General features: G+C 70.1%; 16 protein-coding genes. 4 read left to right on the forward strand and 12 right to left on the reverse strand.

Annotation, left to right across the window (positions count from 1 at the left end; genetic code table 11):
* Positions 1 to 34: 34 nt before the first annotated feature.
* The 6 genes from ACRWNM_RS01805 to ligD all read right to left on the reverse strand — a co-directional run bounded on the left by ACRWNM_RS01805 (position 35) and on the right by ligD (position 6,661).
* Positions 35 to 1,540, reverse strand: coding sequence for a flavin-containing monooxygenase (locus ACRWNM_RS01805; RefSeq protein WP_431962739.1), 1,506 nt, complete (start codon positions 1,538 to 1,540; stop codon positions 35 to 37).
* 11 nt (positions 1,541 to 1,551) lie between these two features.
* On the reverse strand, positions 1,552 to 2,481 hold the full coding sequence (locus tag ACRWNM_RS01810) for a ferritin-like domain-containing protein (RefSeq protein WP_431962741.1): 930 nt from the start codon (positions 2,479 to 2,481) through the stop codon (positions 1,552 to 1,554).
* A gap of 1 nt (position 2,482) precedes the next feature.
* Entirely contained in the window at positions 2,483 to 3,382 is a 900-nt protein-coding gene (locus tag ACRWNM_RS01815; protein WP_431962743.1) for an SDR family NAD(P)-dependent oxidoreductase, read from the reverse strand.
* A gap of 1 nt (position 3,383) precedes the next feature.
* The gene (locus ACRWNM_RS01820) at positions 3,384 to 4,370 is read right to left on the reverse strand and encodes an alpha/beta hydrolase (RefSeq protein ID WP_431962745.1); all 987 of its coding nucleotides are present in this window, start codon (positions 4,368 to 4,370) and stop codon (positions 3,384 to 3,386) included.
* A gap of 222 nt (positions 4,371 to 4,592) precedes the next feature.
* Positions 4,593 to 5,543, reverse strand: coding sequence for a D-isomer specific 2-hydroxyacid dehydrogenase family protein (locus ACRWNM_RS01825; protein ID WP_431962747.1), 951 nt, complete (start codon positions 5,541 to 5,543; stop codon positions 4,593 to 4,595).
* A 158-nt stretch (positions 5,544 to 5,701) separates the two neighbouring features.
* The gene (ligD, locus tag ACRWNM_RS01830; protein ID WP_431962749.1) at positions 5,702 to 6,661 is read right to left on the reverse strand and encodes a non-homologous end-joining DNA ligase; all 960 of its coding nucleotides are present in this window, start codon (positions 6,659 to 6,661) and stop codon (positions 5,702 to 5,704) included.
* 118 nt (positions 6,662 to 6,779) lie between these two features.
* Between ligD and ACRWNM_RS01835 the strand changes: the two genes are divergently transcribed.
* Complete coding sequence (locus ACRWNM_RS01835; RefSeq protein WP_431962751.1) at positions 6,780 to 7,031, forward strand: DUF6364 family protein; 252 nt, start codon at positions 6,780 to 6,782, stop codon at positions 7,029 to 7,031.
* Entirely contained in the window at positions 7,028 to 7,336 is a 309-nt protein-coding gene (locus ACRWNM_RS01840; RefSeq protein ID WP_431962753.1) for a hypothetical protein, read from the forward strand. The genes ACRWNM_RS01835 and ACRWNM_RS01840 overlap by 4 nt, the downstream gene beginning before the upstream one ends.
* 9 nt (positions 7,337 to 7,345) lie before the next feature.
* Here ACRWNM_RS01840 and ACRWNM_RS01845 read toward each other — a convergent pair whose 3' ends face one another.
* Positions 7,346 to 9,478 carry a RecQ family ATP-dependent DNA helicase gene (locus ACRWNM_RS01845; RefSeq protein WP_431962755.1) on the reverse strand — a complete coding sequence of 711 codons (2,133 nt, stop codon included), beginning with the start codon at positions 9,476 to 9,478 and terminating at the stop codon, positions 7,346 to 7,348.
* A gap of 189 nt (positions 9,479 to 9,667) precedes the next feature.
* Between ACRWNM_RS01845 and ACRWNM_RS01850 the strand changes: the two genes are divergently transcribed.
* A complete protein-coding gene (locus ACRWNM_RS01850) occupies positions 9,668 to 10,150 on the forward strand; it encodes a hypothetical protein (protein WP_431962757.1) in 483 nt (160 codons plus the stop codon).
* A gap of 179 nt (positions 10,151 to 10,329) precedes the next feature.
* Here ACRWNM_RS01850 and ACRWNM_RS01855 read toward each other — a convergent pair whose 3' ends face one another.
* From ACRWNM_RS01855 to ACRWNM_RS01875, 5 genes are all read right to left on the reverse strand, one after another.
* The gene (locus ACRWNM_RS01855; RefSeq protein WP_431962759.1) at positions 10,330 to 11,748 is read right to left on the reverse strand and encodes a lipase family protein; all 1,419 of its coding nucleotides are present in this window, start codon (positions 11,746 to 11,748) and stop codon (positions 10,330 to 10,332) included.
* Positions 11,749 to 11,887: 139 nt separating this feature from the next.
* Complete coding sequence (locus ACRWNM_RS01860) at positions 11,888 to 13,111, reverse strand: RtcB family protein (protein ID WP_431962761.1); 1,224 nt, start codon at positions 13,109 to 13,111, stop codon at positions 11,888 to 11,890.
* 222 nt (positions 13,112 to 13,333) lie between these two features.
* Positions 13,334 to 14,434: an amidohydrolase family protein gene (locus ACRWNM_RS01865; RefSeq protein ID WP_431962763.1), complete on the reverse strand. Its 1,101-nt coding sequence runs from the start codon at positions 14,432 to 14,434 to the stop codon at positions 13,334 to 13,336.
* Positions 14,434 to 15,795, reverse strand: coding sequence for a glutamine synthetase (locus ACRWNM_RS01870; RefSeq protein WP_431962765.1), 1,362 nt, complete (start codon positions 15,793 to 15,795; stop codon positions 14,434 to 14,436). The genes ACRWNM_RS01865 and ACRWNM_RS01870 overlap by 1 nt, the downstream gene beginning before the upstream one ends.
* Positions 15,796 to 15,916: 121 nt before the next feature.
* Positions 15,917 to 16,795 (reverse strand): ribokinase, encoded by an 879-nt coding sequence (locus ACRWNM_RS01875; protein WP_431962767.1) that lies wholly within the window; start codon positions 16,793 to 16,795, stop codon positions 15,917 to 15,919.
* Positions 16,796 to 16,912: 117 nt separating this feature from the next.
* On the opposite strand from ACRWNM_RS01875, the gene ACRWNM_RS01880 reads away from it, so the two are divergent.
* Positions 16,913 to 18,178 (forward strand): glutamate-5-semialdehyde dehydrogenase, encoded by a 1,266-nt coding sequence (locus tag ACRWNM_RS01880; RefSeq protein WP_431962769.1) that lies wholly within the window; start codon positions 16,913 to 16,915, stop codon positions 18,176 to 18,178.
* The last annotated feature ends 40 nt before the right edge of the window (positions 18,179 to 18,218 follow it).

Consider the following 18,218-nt stretch of genomic DNA (forward strand, 5'->3'; position numbering starts at 1 on the left):
TCACGTCGTTCCGGCGGGTCGGCCGGCTCGCCCGCTAGGAGACCGCCGCGATCCGGGCCGCCCGCGCACCCGCGTCTGCGGCCACCACGTGATAGTCCTCGAGCCGCAGCTCGCGCAGCTGGTGCACGTACTGCGTCGCGAAACCGGGATACATGGTGGCGTTGAAGCCGTCGTCGGTCAGGTACCAGCTGTGGCAGCCGGAGTTCCAGGTGGTCGCGGTGAGCCTGCGCTGGATCGCCATGTTGTATCGGTCCTGGCGGTCCCTGCGGACGTCGAGCATGCGCAGGTCCCGGTCCAGGACGGTGCCGATCGCCTCGACCAGGTAGTCGATCTGGGCCTCCATGTACACCAGCGCCGAATTGTGGCCGGGTCCGGAATTCGGCCCGAAGGTGAAGAACAGATTCGGATAGCCCGACACGGCGACGCTCTTGTACGCGTACGCGCCCCGCGACCACTCCTCGGCGAGCACCCGGCCGTCGCGGCCGGTGATCGGGATCGGCGTCCCGGCTTTGGACACGTCGAACCCGGTCGCGAACACGATGCAATCCGCCTGGTGCTCAACACCTTCCGCGGTGCGGATGCCGTGCGGTGCGAGTCGCGCGATCGGCCAGGTGATCAGCTTGCAGTTGTCGCGCTGCAACGCCGGGTAGTAGTCGTCGGTCATCAGCAGGCGCTTGCACCCGGCACGAAACTCCGGCGTCAGCTGGCGGCGCAGCCACGGGTCGCGCACCTGCCTGCGCAGCTGGGCCCGTCCGGCCAGCTCGACGACGCGGGTCAGCGGGGTGTTCCACACGACGCCGAGCGCCACCGACTCGTGCCCGTAGAACCAGGCGCGCCTGGCCAGCGATTCCGCCCCTGGCACGTGCCGGTAGAGGCTCTTGGTGAGCGGGCTGGTGCGCCGGTTCACCCGGGGCAGCACCCAGCCGGGCGTGCGCTGGAACACCTTGACCGAGGCGGCCTTGTCGACCAGCTCGGGGATGATCTGCACCGCGCTCGCCCCGGTGCCGATCACCGCGACCCGCTTGCCGGTGAAGTCGTAGCCGTGATCCCAACGGGCACTGTGGATCTTGTGCCCTTCGTAGGTCTCTATGCCGCGGAGGGCGGGGAAGCTCGCGTTCGCCAGCGGTCCGGAGGCGAGCACCACGGTGCGTGCCCGCACGGGCGCGGCGCCTTCCACCGCGATAACCCACGTGCCCGCGTCCTCGTCGAACGCGAGTCCGGTGACGGTGCAACCGAATCGAACGTGCGGGCGCAGCCGATACTGCGTCGCCATCGACTCGATGTAGCCGAGGATCTCCGCGCTGCCGGAATAGGTCTGCGACCAGTTCGGATTGGGCGCGAAACTGTAGGAGTAGAGCCGCGACGGAATGTCACAGGCCGCACCGGGATAGGTGTTGTCGCGCCAGGTGCCGCCGAGTGCGGTGTCGCGCTCCAGGATGGCGAAGTTCTCGATGCCGCGCTGTTTCAAACGGATCGCGGCGCCGATGCCAGCGAAGCCGCCGCCGATCACCGCGACGTCGAGCGTCTGTGTATTGGTCATGGCGTTGTCTCTCAAGCAGCCGGTTCGTAGGTGATTTCCTTGGCCCAGGTGGGATCTCGGCGCAGCAACCGCTTCGGCACCCGCGCGGTGATCTTGACCAGGGCGTCGGCCAGCACGTGATACGGGTGGTCTCGGTTCACCACCCAGCCGCCGTGCATCTTCACGATCTGATACATCGGCAGCCTGCGCGCGAAATCGCTGCGCTCGCCGACAGTGCGGTAGCGCTTCAGCGCCGTGTAGAGCTTCTCCTCGTCCACGCCCATCGCGACGATGTTGTCGCGCATCTTGTTCAGCAGCGGCACGTAGCTCAGCACGCCGATCAGGAAGGTCGGCTTGACCCAACCGCCGATCAGCTCGATGAGCAGCTTGCGCATCTCGGCGTGCCCGAGCAGATCCATCACCGCGAAATCGACCGCCAGGTGCCGAGATTCGTCGGCATTGATCCGCTTGAACGCCTCCTGGCAGACTGGATCCTCGATCTCGTCCATGATGAACTTGACCAGTGCGCCGTCCAGCGCCACCTCGAGCATCGGGATCACCGTGCCGAGGAACGACAGCGACATGTCGTCGGAGTACTTGTCCAGGAAGTCGATGACCAGCTTGACGTTCACGTTCGGCTGCGGGATCTCGTCGCCGTCGAGCATGCCCCAGCGGCGCATCAGCGCCAGCTCGGCGTTGGCGTGCTTCTGTTCCTCGGCGTGGAAGTAGCGGTAGATCTCGCGCAGGGTTTCGGTGGGCGCCTTCTTGGCCATGGCCGCGAAACCGCGGGCGCCGACGTTCTCGATCCACATGAGGTCGGCCATGAACGGCTTGAGCCGCGCGTGCAGCTCGGGGGTGATGGTCTCCGCGCCGGGAGCGTCCCAGTCGATGTCGGCCAGCGCCCACTGGCGGTCCTTGATCTTGCGGAGCATGTCCTCGAAGTCCATAGCGATGGCGGCCATGTCAGACTCCCGTCTTGTCGGTGACCGCGGCGCGGTCCGGAGTGGTCGAATCGTCCTGCGGCAGCAGGCGTTCCAGCAGGCCGAGGGCGAGGGTGTAGGGCGCGGGGAAGTAGCGCTTGAGGCGCCAGATCAGCTGCGCGTCGAGTTGCGGTACGACGTAGAGGCTGCCGCGGTCGTTGGCGTCGAGCGTGATGCGTGCGACGTGTTCCGGGGTGAAACCGGTCCAGCGCATGAGAGTTTCGGCCAGCCGCATGGACTGGGCGGTGATGCGTCCGTCCTTGGCCACGTTGGTCTTGACGAAGGTCGGGCACAGCACCGTGACCGCGACTCCGCTGCCGCTCAGTTCGGCGGCCATGGTCTCCGACAGCGAAAGCACCGCGGCCTTGGAGGTGTTGTAGACGGCCATGGAGGGCGCGGCCGCGAAGGCGGCCGCCGAGGCGACGTTGACGATGCCGCCGCGGCCCGCCTCCCGCAGCATCGGGGTGAAGATCTCGCAGCCGTGCACCACGCCCCAGAGATTGATGCCCAGCGCCCACTCCCAGTCGGCGAAACCGATGGCGCCCACGGGTTTACCGCCGATGCCGACACCCGCGTTGTTGATCACCAGAGAGACCGGCTTGTCGAAAACCGATTCGGCGAAGCGAGCCAGCACCTCCACATCCGCGCGCTGGGACACATCGCAGCGGAAGGCGTGCGCGGCGCCGGGATGGGTGCGCTCGATGATCGCGACGGTCTGCTCGGCGCGCGCCTGGTCGATATCGGCGCAGATCACCTGACCGCCGCGGGCGGCGAGCTCGACCGCGAAGGCGCGGCCGATGCCGCTGCCCGCGCCCGTCACCACAGCCCGCGCCCCGTGGCTGCGGCGCGATCGAAAGCTCAGCGGGACAAGTCTTTCCAACATCTCAGCTCACCTGTTCCACATCGGTGCGCGCGGCCCATGCCGCGCCGAGAAATTCCGCGGTCCTGCGCAGCGCCAGGTCGGCCTCCGGAACCAGCCGGGGCAGCGCCTGGAAGACGTGCACCTGGCCCGGCCAGATCTCCAGCTCGCAGACGCCGCCCGCGGCGCGCACCAGTTCGTGCAGCCGCCGCGCGTCCGCGCTGAGCATCTCGGCGCCACCGGCCTGGACCAGGATCGGCGGCAGTTCGATGCCAGCGGGCACAGTGAGCCGCAGCCGGGGCGCGTCGGCGGGGAGGCCGCGGGTGTACTGACGAGGCAGCCGGGCGGCGGCGCGCGCCGAGATGACCGGATCGCGTCTGCGCCGTTCCTGTCCGGCGGCGAGGCTCAGGGTGAGGTCGAGCAGCGGCGAGAACATCGCCACGGCGGCAGGCGGCGGCAGCGCGCGGGTCTCGTTCTGCACCAGCAGATCGAGCGCGAGGTGCCCGCCCGCCGAATCACAGGCGATGGCGAGGTCTTTCGCCTCGTAGCCGCGCTGGAGCAGCCACCGGTAGCCCGCCGCCACATCGTCGGCCGCGGCGGGGAAGCGGTGCTCCGGCGCCAGCCGGTAATCGATGAGGAATACCGGGCGACCGGTCTCGCGGGAGAGCCGGGCGGCGAGCCCGCGGTGGGTGCGGGCAGAGCAGAGGACGTACCCGCTGCCGTGGATGTAGTAGATCGCGCGCCTGCCGAATTCGACGCCCGGTGCTCGCACCCATTCGCCGCGCACCGCGCCCGCGCGAACCGGGGCGACGCTGGTGCCTGCCGGTGGTGGTCCGGCCGCGGCCATGATCGCAGCGATGAGGTTGCGCGCGAACCAGATGCCCGGCGTATTCAGGGGAATGGCGCAGTTCAGCGGCCGCAATCCGTACTCGGCGGCCGCGGCGGCAAGACCGGCACGCAGGGAGGGCGCGGCGGGAACGCCGGGGACCGAGGTCCTCGTTGACCTTGTCATGGGATCAAGGATCATCTGTGAATGTGCCATTTGTCAATGGCAGATTAGGGCGCTCTCGTCACGACGCCATCGCGAACGGCGGGGTGGCGATGCTCGTGCGCGCCGAATGCGGCGGTTTCGCCTCGACGGGGTCCTGTGCGCCGGGTGCGGACCCGTGGCCGGGTGTGGTGGAACTCGCCGGTCGGCTCGGTGCGGTCCCTGTCGCCGGGGCCCGTGCGGAGGTCAGTAGCCGCGCGCGGGATCGATCGGCGCGAGCAGTTCGCGCCCCTCGACGAACCGGACGACGTTCGCCTCGACATGGTCGGCGAACGCGGCGAAACGCAGCTGCGGCGGATTCGAATCGTGCGGCGTCACAATGGCATTCGGCAGCACCCAGAGCGGGTGCCCGTCCGGCAGCGGCTCCGGGTCGGTGACGTCGAGCCCGGCGCCGCCGATCGCGCCGACAGCGAGCGCCGCCACCAGCGCGTCCGTGTCGACCAGGCTGCCGCGGGCCACATTGATCACCCACGAGGAGGGCTTGAGCCGGGCCAGCACGTCGGCGCTGATCAGGTGCTGGGTGTCCGCGGTCGCGGGCGCGGCCACCACCACGTGATCGGTGCGCGGCCACACCCTGGACACCTGCTCGGCCGAGATCGTCTCGACCGTCGACGGAATGCCTGGACCGGTGACCGGTCGACCGGACCGGTTCACCGCGATGATGTGCGCGCCGAGCGGGACGAGCATCGGGATCAGCGCGCGGCCGATGCCGCCCGCGCCGACGATGGTGACGGTCTTACCGCGCAGGGTGCCGACGTGCGGGAAGAAGTCCTGCTGGCGCCAGCTGCCCGCGCGCAGCTGTTCGGGCAGGTAGCGCACACCGGCGAGCAGCATCATCAGCGCGTGCTCGGCCACACTGGCGGCGAAAGCGCCTGCGGCGGAGGTGAACCGGACGTTCGGATGCCGGGCGATCAGACCCCCGGTGAACCAGTCCTCGACGCCCGCCGCGGGCAGCTGCACCCACACGACGGAGTCGGGCAGCCGCTCCGGGAACTCCCCGGGCCCGCCCGCCCAGATCAACGCCCGCGCCTCGGCGAGGTCGCTCAGCGTCGCGCCGCCCTCGGTGACGGCCTTCTCCAGCAGCGTCGGCGCGGGTTGGGTGGGACCGATCGCGATCGGGACCGGCGTCTCGTTCACGACCGCGCCTCGCCGACGCTCGGCTCCGTCGCGCGCGAGGACACGCTGAGCCACTGGACCACTCGATGACGCTCGATCACGATCGCGGACCTCCTTCGCCGGCACCGACGGTCCGTGCTCGGACCGACTGCTCGCCACCGCGACGGTAGCACCACGCGTTAAGAATCCTCCTCCGGCGGATCCACCTCGAGGCGCTCCCGGTCTGCCCACTCCAGCAGCTCGTCGATGGCGAAGACTGCGTCATCGATTCCGGCGTGCAGGTCGCCGAGCTCGGCGTAACGGGACGGCACCGTCTTTATCGTGAAGTCGCGCGGATCGATATCGGGGATCTCGTCCCAGCGGACCGGAGTGGAGACGGTCGCCTCCGGTACGCCGCGCACCGAGTAGGCCGCGGCAATGGTGTGGTCGCGGGCGTTCTGGTTGTAGTCGACGAACAGCAGCTTCGGATCGCGGTCGCGTCGCCACCAGGTGGTCGTGACGTCGTCGGGGGCGCGGCGCTCCACCTCGTGCGCGAATGCCAGCGCGGCCCTGCGCACGTCGGCGAAACCCCACTCCGGTGCGATCCGCACGTACACGTGCAGTCCGTTGCCGCCCGAGGTCTTCGGCCAGCCGACGGCGCCGAGTTCGTCGAGCACCTCGTGCACCACGCCCGCGACGCGCTGCACCCGCGACCACGGGCAGTCCGGCATCGGGTCCAGGTCGATGCGCCACTCGTCGGGGCGTTCGGTGTCGGCGCGGCGGGAGTTCCACGGATGGAACTCGACCGTCGACATCTGGACGGCCCAGATCACGTCGGCCAGTTCCCGCACGCACAGCTCGTCGGCGTGACGGCCGTAGCGCGGGAAGAAGACGCGCACCGTCGGAATCCACTCCGGAGCACCCTGCGGCAGGCGCTTCTGGTGCACCTTGTCGCCGGCCAGGCCCTTGGGGAAGCGGTGCAGCATGCACGGACGGTCGCGCAGAGCGTTGACGATGCCGTCGCCGACGCTCAGGTAGTACTGCACGAGGTCGAGCTTGGTCGCGCCGGACTCGGGGAAGTACACCCGATCCGGGTTCGAGATGCGCACGGTGCGGTCACCGACGTCCAGCTCGACGGCCGATGCGGACTTGCTCGCCACGGTCCGAGCTTAACGGGCCAGGGCGCACGACGTCCGTCGAAAACGCGGGCCTCGCGGCGTCCGATCGGGCACGCCGCACTGGTTCCGCGCGGTGCACCGTTCTGGTATGCATGAAGGTATGAGTAAGGCGACGCGCATCACGGTGACGCTGGATCCGCAGGTCGCCGAATGGGCCAAGCAGGCCGCCGAACGCCAGAACCGCAGCCTTTCGTCGCTGATCAACGCGTCGCTGCGCTCCGCGCTCGTGCACGACAGTCTCACCAGCCTCGCCGTCGACGACGCCGCCGACCTGGCCGCCGCCCACGACGAACTCGACCTCACCGAGTCCGCCGCCGCCGACGCCCGCCGCCGGTCCCGCGGTGCCGCATGAGGCGCGGCGAGATCTGGAGCTACGCACCGACTCTCAGCGACGGCACCCCCTTCCCCCGGCGCAGCACGGTGGTGCTCGTCTCCGACCCGGCCGTCATCACCTCGCCGTACCGCTGGCTGCACGTCGTCCCGGTGGTGGTGAGCGATCCCGGCCATGTGCTCGGCGTATACACCGAACACGGCTGGGTGGACGCGCTGGAACTGCACCGGGCCTACCGGCCGTGGCTCACCGAGAAGCTGGGGAAGTTGACCGCCGCGGAGAGCGAGTCACTGGACGCGAGTCTGCGGGCGACGCTGAGTTTGTAGACGACGCGGTCAGGTGACCGAGGCCAGCGCGAAGGGGAGGACAGCGGGTGCGCCCGCGCGGCGGAGGGCGTGGGCGGCGACCGTGAGGGTCCAGCCGGTGTCGGTGCGGGCGTCGACCAGGAGAATCGGGCCGTCGACGCCGGAGAGGTCGGGAACGTCCCACGAGTCGTAGAGGCCCGCGACGCGGTGCGCGGAGTTGGCCGCGGAGACCGGTGGCTGCCCGGGCCGGGTCGCGAGGGTGCCGAGATCGCGGAGCCTGCCGACCTCGGCGAGGCGGGCGGCGAGAGTGGCGGTCAGCACGGCGTGGCGATCGGACGCCAGGGCCATGACCGAGGTGGGGCGGGTGGACCAATCCCACTCGCGCAAGACCGCGATGCAGGCGTCGAAGACGGCGTCGGGGACGGGATCGTCGGGAGCGTCCAGCAGGGCGCGCAGGCGTTGACCCCAGCCGAGATCGGTGAGCCTGCCGAGCACTCGGCCGGTCTCCGCGCCGTCACCGATCTTGCCCGACAACGGGATACCGAGCTTGGCCATGCCGGTCGGCCACTGTTTGCGCGGCGCGAGGTCCAGGCCGGGGCGGTCCAAGCGGGCGCGGGTGGCCGCGACGGCATCGGCGTCGACCGTGGCGTCGGGGCGCGACCCGGTGCAGTTGTCGCAGCGAGCGCAGCCAGGCGTTTGTGCGTCCAGTGCGGGCAGGCCAGGGTCGTCGAGCTGGCGGCGCAGGAAGTTCATCCGGCAGCCGGTGGTCGACTGGTAGTCCAGCATCGCTTGCTGTTCGACGTCGCGGGCCGCGGCCAGACGTTCGTAGCGCTCGGTGTCGTAGGCCCACGGCTCGCCGGTGCTGATCCAGCCGCCGCGCACCCGGCGCACCGCGCCGTCCACGTCCAGCACCTTGAGCACCATCTCCAGCCGGGAACGGTTCAAGTCCACCAGCGGCTCCAGCGCCGCGGTGGACAGCGGACGGTCCAGGTCGAGGGCGTCCAGCACGGTGCGCACGATGTGCTCGCGCGGGAAGGCCACCGAGGCGAAGTAGCTCCAGATCCGGGTGTCCTCCGGGCCGGGCAGCAGCACCACCTCGGCGCGCTCGGTGCCGCGACCCGCGCGGCCCACCTGCTGGTAGTAGGCGATGGGTGAGGAGGGCGCGCCGACGTGCACGACGAAACCGAGATCGGGTTTGTCGAAGCCCATGCCGAGCGCGGAGGTCGCGATGAGCGCCTTGACCTCGTTGCGCAGCAGCGCCGATTCCAGCGCCTCGCGTTCGGCCGGGTCGGTCTGCCCGGTGTAGGCCGCGACGGTGTGGCCGTGCGAGTTCAGCACGTCGGCCAGGTCGTGGGCGGCCGCGACGGTCAGCGTGTAGACGATGCCGGAGCCGGGCAGCCGGTGCAGGTGGCCGCTCAGCCAGGCCGTGCGCTCGACCGCGTCCTCCAGGCGCACCACCGACATGTGCAGCGACTCCCGGTCGAGCGTGCCGCGCAGCACCAGGGTGTCGGTGCCGATCTGGGTCGCGACATCGGTGACCACGCGGTCGTTGGCGGTCGCGGTGGTGGCCAGCACCGGCACGTCCGAGCCGAGATCGGCGATCAGGGTGCGGATGCGACGGTAGTCGGGCCGGAAATCGTGGCCCCAGTCGGACACGCAGTGCGCTTCGTCGATGACCACGAGGCCCGCGTCGGCGGCCAGCTTCGGCAGGACCTGATCGCGGAAGTCCGGATTGTTCAGCCGCTCCGGGCTGACCAGCAGGACGTCGATCTCGCCACCGGCGACCCGATCGTGGATCTCGTCCCACTCGGTGACATTGCCCGAGTTGATGGTCGCCGCGATCACTCCGGCGCGCTCGGCCGCCGCCACCTGATTGCGCATGAGCGCGAGCAGCGGCGACACGATCACCGTCGGGCCCCGGCCTTCGGCGCGCAGCAGCTTCGCCGCGATGAAATAGACGGCCGACTTGCCCCACCCAGTGCGCTGCACGACCAGGGCGCGCTGCCGCCGCACCACCAGCGCCTCGATCGCGGTCCACTGATCCTCCCGTAGCCGCGCGCCCGCCCCCGCCAGCTCGCGCAGCAGCCCTTCGGCCCGCTCCCGCAGGTCGGAAGCGGTGCCGTCGATCGCGAAACTCTCCTCGGCCGTGGTCACGCGCTCCATGGTGCCCCATCCCACCGACACCTTCCGCCGCCCGCCCCCGCGTCGACGCGCCCGAGCAGATTCCCGCGAAGTCCCGATCCGCCACCGAACCGGCGGCTTCGCGAGATCATCGTGGTACCCCGTGGTCGCGCGAGAGCACCGCCGCGGGGCGACGATGAACAGCGATGGCGGGATCGCAGGAGGCGAACGATGTCGTACCAGTACCAGCCGCCCCCGAACTGGACCCCGCCCGGCGCGCAGTTTCGCACCAGTGGCAACGCAGGACGCACGCTCGTCGCGGTGCTGACGGGATTGGTGGTGACGCCGATCGGGATCGCGTTGGCCGCGCACGGCGCCGCCGATACCAGACAGTGGGTGATTCTCGGCGACACCGCCGACCGCCTCGGCTCGACCTTCCAAATCATCGGCGGCGCAGCGCTTCTGCTCTTGGTCGCCGCCCTGGCGGCCTACTCGCCCGTGGGGACGGTCCTGGCCGGTCTGGTATGGGGTGTGTTCCCCGGCATCGTCTACTTCCTGTTCCCGGACGACACTTTCCGTCTCATCGACGGCCTGCCGCTGCTGTCCGCGGAGACGCGCCTGGCGGTGCACGCCTGGGTGATCAACGGCAGCATCTTCCTAGCCGGTGTGCTGCTCGTCGGTGCGGGTATCGCGGGCACGTTGCGCCGCCGCTGAATTGGCGCGCGTCGGCCTCGGGGCGACTGTGGGTGCTCAGCTGCGTTGTCGCTGTCCTGAGCGCGATATCAGTGTGCTTGTCATACCGAAATGCCAGGCGTGCAACAGGATCCGCACGAATTCTGCCCGAAGCGATGAGCCAAATCGACCGCAGTCGGGCCGGATGCCTTTGTAGCGGTCTACCGATGTCCGAGGATCGCGGCCAGTAGCCCGCCGGTGTAATCAGGTCCGAGGGTGCTCAGCGCGGCAGGCGTGGTCGGGGTCGACACCGTCTGGATATCGCAACCGGTCGGCGGGAAGCCCGCATCGGCGGCTCGGTCCTTCAGCCAAGCGAAAGCGGCGGGCGCGCCGAGACCCCATTCGAAGGTGTGCGCGGAGATCACGGAGGCGATGACATCGCGCCGGTAGGTCACGGAAGTGCCTGCGGCGCAATATCCGTCGACGAACTGATCGGCGGACGCGATGGTGCTCAATTCGTCGTCGACGGCGTTGTAGACATACAGCGGCGCGGTGGGGGCGGTATCGCCCAGAGCTCGTTCCGCGAGCACGCGCTGGGTGAGTGGCGCGCTCATGACCTGCTGCAACGGCTCGGTCAAGAGGCTGTCGAAGTCACGGAACGCGAAGCTGACCAGGTTCTGCGGTGTGCAGCTCGCCGCCGCTCCCGCGAGCAGCTGCTGGCCTTCCTCGGTGACGATGCGATCGAGGAGCTCCGCGAATTCGGGAGAGTCCTGCCGCAATGCGGCCACGCCGACCGCGACCAAACCGGCTACCGGAGAACCGTTTCCATTCATGATCGCGGCGGCGAAATCCGGAACCGGCGCACCGATGGCCATCCCCGCGACGTTCAGTTCCGGTGCGTACGTCGGCTGCACCTGCGCGGCCCACGTCGTGGCGATTCCGCCGCCGGAGTACCCCCAGAACAGTGCGGGCGTCTCCGCCCCGATCGGACCGAGCGCGGCGAGGTTCTGCGCGGCTCGAACCCCGTCGAGCGCAACGTATCCCGGTTCCCGCGGCGTCAGGAACCGATTCTCGACGCCACCGAGGTCAGGCACCGACACCGCCCACCCCTGGGCCAGGCCCGCAGCGATCATCGCGGTCTCGCTGGCTGTCGTGGACAGCGTGATCGGACCACCGCTACCCCCGAACTCGAACCACGGCGCGCCGGTCCGCAGTACGTGCGAGGGCATGCAATTCGGCGCGATCGCGTCGATCATGCTGTCGTACGACAGGATCGCGGTCGCGGGCCTGCCGTGATCCGCCATCAGGATCGTGGTCACCGCGGTGTACGGATCACCGTTCGAATCCGTTGTCCGATACAGCAACTGCCACGCGCGAATCCGCATGGGAATCAGCTGGAGCGCGGCCGGCGTAATCGGCCGAGACCGCAGGATCGTGCCCGGCTCGGTCGACTCGTAACCGGCCGGAGGCAGATAGAACGCATCGCTGGTGTTCGGAATCGCCACCGCGGGTGAGGCAACCGCGACCAGAACCGCACAGGCCAGGGAGACAGTGAGGACGAGCACCCCCACCCGCCTCCGCCACTTCCGCACCGGATCGGCCCGCCTCGCCCCCGGCTGCCCAGTCGACGCTGTCTGCATGTGCAGACTATAGAACGCGTTCTAGTTCCTGTTCGCGTTATCGCGCGACGGACACCTTCGCCGCGCCGATGCCCCAGCTCGGGCTGCACTCGATCCACCCGAGCCCGGCCGGACCGCGAGGGTCCGGCCGGGTCGGAGGTCAGCCCTTCACGCAGAGGACCTGGCGCAGCGTCGCCACCACGTCGACCAGGTCGCGCTGGGCGGCGATGACTTCGTCGATGTCCTTGTAGGCGGCCGGGATCTCGTCCACCACGCCGGCGTCCTTGCGGGACTCGACGCCCTCGGTCTGGGCGATCAGGTCGGCGACGGTGAACTGCCGCTTGGCGGCGTTGCGGCTCATTCGCCGTCCCGCGCCGTGCGCGGCGGACTGGAAGGAGTCGGGATTTCCCTTGCCTCGCACGACATACGAGCGCGTACCCATCGAGCCAGGGATCAGCGCCAGATCACCCTCGCCCGCGCGGACGGCGCCCTTGCGAGTGACGAGCATCGGCATGCCGTCGATGATCTCCTCCGCCACATAGTTGTGGTGGCAGGAGATCGGCGTCTCGAAACGCACGTCGCGACCGGCGAATTCGTCACGCACCGCACGGCAGACCAGCGCCAGCATCACCGCGCGGTTGCGCGCGGCGTACTCCTGTGCCCAGGTCAGGTCGTGCCGGTAGGCGTCCATTTCCGGTGTGCCGGAGAGGAATACGGCCAGATCCCGGTCCGGTAGGTCCACGTTGTGCGGCAGCGAACGGGCGACGGTCATATGCCGTTCGGCGAGTTCCTTGCCGATGTTGCGGCTACCGGAATGCAGCAGGATCCACACCGTGTCGTCCTGGTCCAGGCAGACTTCGATGAAGTGATTGCCGCCGCCCAAGGTGCCCATCTGCTTGTGCGCCTTGGACTCTCGCGCGCCGACACCCTTGTCGAGCGTGGTGAACGAACCCCAGAACCGGTCCCAGCCCGACCGCAACGTGGCGGTGCCCACGCCGAATGCCGAGGCCTCGGCGCCGACCTTGCCGATGTTGACCGGGTCGTCGTGCGCGTGGAAGCCCACCGGCACGGCGGCCTCGATCCGCGACCGCAGCGAATGCAGGTTGTCGGGCAGGTCGGCGGCCGTCAGATTCGTCCGGACGCTCTCCATACCGCACCCGATGTCCACGCCGACGGCCGCGGGCGCCACCGCGTTCTTCATCGCGATGACCGACCCGACCGTCGCCCCTTTGCCCAGGTGCACGTCCGGCATCACGCGCAGCCCGTGCACCCACTGGAGTTGCGCGATGTTTCGCAGCTGCCGCAGCGCGGCAGGCTCGATATCGTGCTCGTTGGCCCACATCAGCGTCTGCGCCCTGGTGCCGCGCAGCTCGACGGGAAACATCGGTCTACCTTCTTTCTTTCTCTTCGGATAGTTCCACCGTAAAGACTGGTTGACCGCTGCGCACTCGATTAAAACGCGCCGCGACCGGGCTTCGTCGCACCGCACAGCGCCGCGTGGCAGGCCCGTTCCGGCGCCCCCGCCGGGCCCGTCTCGACGCGACTCGCCGTCCCCGATTCGGCGCCCGACGTGCCTCGAGGATTTCCGCGTCGCGGCGATCGCGCTCTACCGCGGTGTGGGCTTCCGCGAGGTGCCGGAGAACGGGTAGTCCCTCGCGGCATTGCCGTGGGCGAGGGTGGAGACGAGGTTGTCGGCGTCGGCGGGGGTGATGACGTCGTCGGCCAGCCATTCGTCGAGCAGCTTGCCGAGGGCGTCGCGCCACAGCACGGCTCCGAGGTAGTGCAGTTCGGGGAGGCCGTAGCCGTCGGAGGAGTAGAGCACCGAGCGGAACGGCGCGAGCTCGAGCGCTTCGGCCAGCAGCGTGCGTGCGCCGCGGCCGACGTGCGGAATGGCGAGCCCGAGATCCATCCGGACGTGCTCGAAGACGTGCGTGAGGTAGGCGGCGTTGCGGTGGAACGGCCAGCAGTGCAACAGCACGACCGTGAGTCCCGTGGGCGCGGTCGCGCGCAGGAAGTCGGTGAGCAGCAGCGGGTCGGCGTGCTGGAGGCGCAGGTCGGGGTCGCCGAAGCCGGTGTGGATCTGTAGCGGCAGGCCGAGTTCCGCGCCGATCCGCGCGCCGAGTCCGACGAGCCAGCCGAGTGTGGCCGGATCGCTGAGCCGGTGTTCGGGCGCGAGCGTCGGCGGCGGCGTGGTGGTCAGCGGGAAGTCCAAGCCGGTCCGGTACGCCGCGACCGTCTTGAGCCCGGCCGCGCCCGCGGCCCGTTCGCGCACCGCGGCCTCGATGCGGTCGAAGGCCTTCGCGGTGCCGCCCACCTCGGCGACGACCTGTTCGGCGACCTGTTCGAGCCGCACGATCTCACCGATCTCCCCACCGGCCAGTTCGCCGAACTCGGCCAGGTCGGTGAGCCCGTCGGGCAGGCCGGTGTCGACGAGCCAGCGCGCCGTGCCCGCCGCGCCGAGCAGCCGCGCGGTCACCTCGCGCCAGCCGAGATCGGCGCGGCGCGCCAGGTAGGCGTCCGCCCCGGTGTGCGGCGGCAGGTCGAGTACGGGGGCGCACCAGCGCCGGACGGCGAGCCCGAGGGCCGAGTCGAACGAACCGCGCGGTCCCTCGCCGAGCAGTGCCTCGAAGCCGGGACGGTCCAGATCGGCCGCCCTGACGCCGTGGCAGTGGTGATCGGTGAGAGTGACGGCGTCGGTGAGCGTCATCAGAACCGCCAGAGCGTGAACGCGACGAGCTCTTCGGGTCTGGCGCCGCGGTAGCGCTCGGCCTCGGCCCGCCGCACGGTGAGCAGCGAGTCGTGTAGTTCGGGCCCCATGGCCTCGGCCAGCACTGTGGACGCGGCCAGGTGCGCGGCCGCCTCCGCTGGATCGGCAGGCAGTCTGCGGACTTGAAAGCGGCGTGCGAAAGTCGCTGGGTCACCGGTGATTTCGTTGGGCAGGATCAGGCCCTCCGCAATGCCCGCGAGTCCGGCGGCGATCACCGCACCGACGATGAGATACGGATTGCCCGTCCCGTCGAAGCATTTGACCTCCGCATTGGCGGCCCAGCGCTCGGTGCCTTGCACACCCGTGACGAAACGAAGTGCCGCCTCACGTGTTTCGCGTCCCCAGCACTGCCAGATCCCCGCCCACCGGGAGGGTTGCAGCCGCAGGAAGCTGGCCGGATTCCCGGCGCCGATCGCGACCAGTGCGGGCAGTTCCCGCAGCACGCCTGCGAGGAACGCCGCGCCCGCCTCCTTCATGCCGTAGGGACCGGGCCCTTCGGCGAACAGCGAACCGTTTTCGTCGTGCGCCGAAAGATGCAGGTGCGCACCGGAACCCGCGCCGCCGGGAGCGAGGCAGGGTGCGAACGTCGCGCGCCAGCCGTACTTCCCGCTGAGCTGCCGGATGGTGTGCCGCAGCAGCACCGCCGCGTCGGCCGCGGCGACCGGATCGCTGGGCGCGATGGAGATCTCCAGCTGCGACACGGCGTATTCCGGGTGAAACTGCTCGACCCTGAGGCCCTGCCGAATCAGCAGGCTCACCAATTCGCGCGCGTACTCGGCTACTTGCCCGAGCCGGATGATGCCGTAGCCCGGGCCGTGGATGGCGGGGGTGAAACCGATCGGATCCTCGGCTCGGCCCAGCGCCCACTCGGTCTCGAAGGCCATCGACAGCCGCACTCCCGCCCGCCGCGCCGCTTCCACCTGCCGCGTCGCGAAACCGCGCTGGCAGGCCGCGAACCGTGTGCCGTCCTGGGTGTACTTGTCGGCGGGCGCCCAGGCCCAGCCGGGCTGACCGGCGAGTTCGGTGAGCGCGGCGAGATCGGGCACGAGCCGCAGGTCCCCGTCGGGTCCGCCGAGATAGCGGCCCACCGTCATCAGATCGTCGAATCCGAAGGTCTCGAAACACGGCGAGACGCCGACGCCGAAGCGTGCCGCATGCGCCAGACGCGCGGCGGGGACCGTCTTCACCCGCGTGATGCCCGCGTTGTCCACGAAGGACAGCGCGATCATCTCGGCGTCGATGTGATCGATCGGCGCCGCCGCGTCCCCGTCGGCCGGAATGCGCTCGGGCATGGTGGGCATGAATCCCAACGATAGGCGCTGCGCGGCGCGGTCGCGGGACAACGCGGGGTGGACGCGCCGGGCCCCGATCGAGCTGCCCGTAGTGGTCCGCTGGGCGGCCCGGAGCGGCGGGAAGGTCCGGCTAGTTCGCGTGCTCGCGCAGTAGGGCCTCGATCCGCTCGCGGTCCGGGATCGCACTGCTGGCGCCGAGCCTGGTGGTGGCGAGAGCGCCTGCGGCGCACGCCCATTCGAGTGCGGCGCGCGGTCCGCGATGCCACGCCGCGGCCAGCGCGCCGGTGAAGGCGTCGCCCGCGCCGGTGGTGTCGACGACGTCCACCAGGACGCCGGGAACCGACAGTTCCGCACCGTCCGGACCGCGATAGGTCGCACCGGCTGCTCCCCGGGTGACCACCAGGTGCCGGACCGCGTGCAGCGCCGCGCCCAGCTGGGCCGCCTCGCCCGAATTCACCACGGCCACATCGACTTCCTCCCACAGCTCGGACGGAAGACGTTGCGCGGGAGATGGATTGAGCATCACGACGGTACCCTTCGCGCGCGCGTGCCGCGCCGCGGCGGCGACGGTCGGCACTGGAATCTCCAACTGGCACAGCAGGACATCGGACGCGCCGATCAGCGCGAGGTCGTCGGCCGTCAGCTCGGTCAGCGCCGCGTTCGCCCCGCTCACCACGACGATGCTGTTCTCGCCTGTGCTGTCCACCACGATGGCGGCGATCCCGCTCGGGCCAGGCACCGTGCGCAGCCGGTCGGCGCCGACGCCCGACTCGGTGAGCACCCGGCGCAGGTCACCCGCGAAAACGTCCGATCCGACCGCGCCGAGGAACGCTACGGTGCCGCCCGCTCGTCGCGCCGCGATAGCCTGATTCGAGCCCTTGCCGCCGGGGACCATGGTGAACCCGCTGCCGAGCACCGTCTCCCCGGGCGCGGGCCGTCGCCGGGTGGTGGTGACCAGATCCATGTTGATGCTGCCGAGCACGGCGATGACGGGGGCGTCAGCGGTCATACCGCCGGACGGTAGTCCCCGGTCGCTCCGCACGCACGCATCCGAACGCCCCGGCCGCGCGCCGGGCTGCTCGTGCACGTGGAAAGCACCGCCGACCCGGTGCGTAGGCTGTTAGCCATGACGGTAGGAACGACGACCGAGCTGGATGTCCGCGAGGCGGTACACGACGCCGCGCGAAAGGCCCGCGTCGCGTCCAGGGCGCTGGCCCAGCTGACCACCGCGCAGAAGAACGAGGCGCTGCACGCCGCGGCGGACGCGCTGCTCGGCGCGGCCGACACCGTGCTTGCGGCCAACGACAAGGACATCGCGACGGCCGAGGCCGCGGGCACCGAGGCCTCGCTGCTCGATCGGCTGCGGCTCACCAAGGCGCGCATCGACGGCATCGCCTCCGGACTGCGCCAAGTCGCCGGTCTGCCGGACCCGGTCGGTGACGTGGTGCGTGGCTCGACGCTGCCCAACGGACTCGAGGTTCGTCAGGTGCGGGTACCGCTCGGTGTGGTCGGCATGGTCTACGAGGCGCGGCCGAACGTCACGGTCGACGCCTTCGGTCTCGCGCTGAAGTCGGGCAACGCCGCACTGCTTCGCGGCTCCTCCTCGGCCGCCGAGTCCAATGCCGCCTTGGTCGACGTCCTGCGCAAAGCCCTGACGGCGCAGGGCATCCCGGCCGACGCCGTGCAGCTGCTGCCCAGCCACGACCGCTCCAGCGTGACCCACCTGATCCAAGCGCGCGGCCTGGTCGACGTGGTGATCCCGCGCGGCGGCGCCGGGCTGATCAACGCGGTGGTGCGCGACGCCACCGTGCCGACCATCGAGACCGGCACCGGCAACTGCCACGTCTACGTGCACGCGGCCGCCGACCTGGAGATGGCCGAGCAGATCCTGATCAACGCCAAGACCCGCCGTCCGAGCGTCTGCAACGCGGCCGAGACGGTCCTCATCGACAAGGCCATCGCCGGCACCGCGCTGCCCAAGCTCACCGCGGCCTTGGAGCGGCACGGCGTCACCATCCACGGCGACCTGCCCGGTCAGGTGCCCGCCACCGACGCCGACTGGGGCGAGGAGTACCTCACCCTGGACATCGCGCTCAAGATCGTCGACGATCTGGACGCGGCCGTGGAGCACATCAACACCTGGGGCACCGGCCACACCGAGGCCATCGTCACCGCCGAGCTGGCGGCGGCGCGGGAGTTCACCGGCCGGGTCGATGCCGCGGCCGTCATGGTCAACGCGTCCACCGCGTTCACCGACGGCGAGCAGTTCGGTTTCGGCGCCGAGATCGGCATCTCGACCCAGAAGCTGCACGCGCGCGGCCCGATGGCGCTGCCGGAGCTCACGTCCACCAAGTGGATCGTCTGGGGCGACGGGCAGACCCGCCCGGCGTAGTCCGCCGCCGCGCGGGCGTTTTCGGAGGCGACAGCCTCCC

Origin of the sequence: Nocardia sp. bgisy134 (assembly GCF_965341865.1) — a bacterium.
Lineage (GTDB): Bacteria > Actinomycetota > Actinomycetes > Mycobacteriales > Mycobacteriaceae > Nocardia.

What these genes read in the sequence shown, in the direction of transcription:
- ACRWNM_RS01850 (WP_431962757.1), top strand. Translation starts at nt 9,668, where the DNA reads ATGTCGTACCAGTACCAGCCGCCCCCGAACTGGACCCCGCCCGGCGCG.
- ACRWNM_RS01855 (WP_431962759.1), bottom strand. Translation starts at nt 11,748, where the DNA reads ATGCAGACAGCGTCGACTGGGCAGCCGGGGGCGAGGCGGGCCGATCCG.
- ACRWNM_RS01810 (WP_431962741.1), bottom strand. Translation starts at nt 2,481, where the DNA reads ATGGCCGCCATCGCTATGGACTTCGAGGACATGCTCCGCAAGATCAAG.
- ACRWNM_RS01805 (WP_431962739.1), bottom strand. Translation starts at nt 1,540, where the DNA reads ATGACCAATACACAGACGCTCGACGTCGCGGTGATCGGCGGCGGCTTC.
- ACRWNM_RS01860 (WP_431962761.1), bottom strand. Translation starts at nt 13,111, where the DNA reads ATGTTTCCCGTCGAGCTGCGCGGCACCAGGGCGCAGACGCTGATGTGG.
- ACRWNM_RS01865 (WP_431962763.1), bottom strand. Translation starts at nt 14,434, where the DNA reads ATGACGCTCACCGACGCCGTCACTCTCACCGATCACCACTGCCACGGC.
- ACRWNM_RS01815 (WP_431962743.1), bottom strand. Translation starts at nt 3,382, where the DNA reads ATGTTGGAAAGACTTGTCCCGCTGAGCTTTCGATCGCGCCGCAGCCAC.
- ACRWNM_RS01840 (WP_431962753.1), top strand. Translation starts at nt 7,028, where the DNA reads ATGAGGCGCGGCGAGATCTGGAGCTACGCACCGACTCTCAGCGACGGC.
- ACRWNM_RS01875 (WP_431962767.1), bottom strand. Translation starts at nt 16,795, where the DNA reads ATGACCGCTGACGCCCCCGTCATCGCCGTGCTCGGCAGCATCAACATG.
- ACRWNM_RS01880 (WP_431962769.1), top strand. Translation starts at nt 16,913, where the DNA reads ATGACGGTAGGAACGACGACCGAGCTGGATGTCCGCGAGGCGGTACAC.
- ACRWNM_RS01835 (WP_431962751.1), top strand. Translation starts at nt 6,780, where the DNA reads ATGAGTAAGGCGACGCGCATCACGGTGACGCTGGATCCGCAGGTCGCC.
- ACRWNM_RS01870 (WP_431962765.1), bottom strand. Translation starts at nt 15,795, where the DNA reads ATGCCCACCATGCCCGAGCGCATTCCGGCCGACGGGGACGCGGCGGCG.
- ACRWNM_RS01845 (WP_431962755.1), bottom strand. Translation starts at nt 9,478, where the DNA reads ATGGAGCGCGTGACCACGGCCGAGGAGAGTTTCGCGATCGACGGCACC.
- ACRWNM_RS01820 (WP_431962745.1), bottom strand. Translation starts at nt 4,370, where the DNA reads ATGACAAGGTCAACGAGGACCTCGGTCCCCGGCGTTCCCGCCGCGCCC.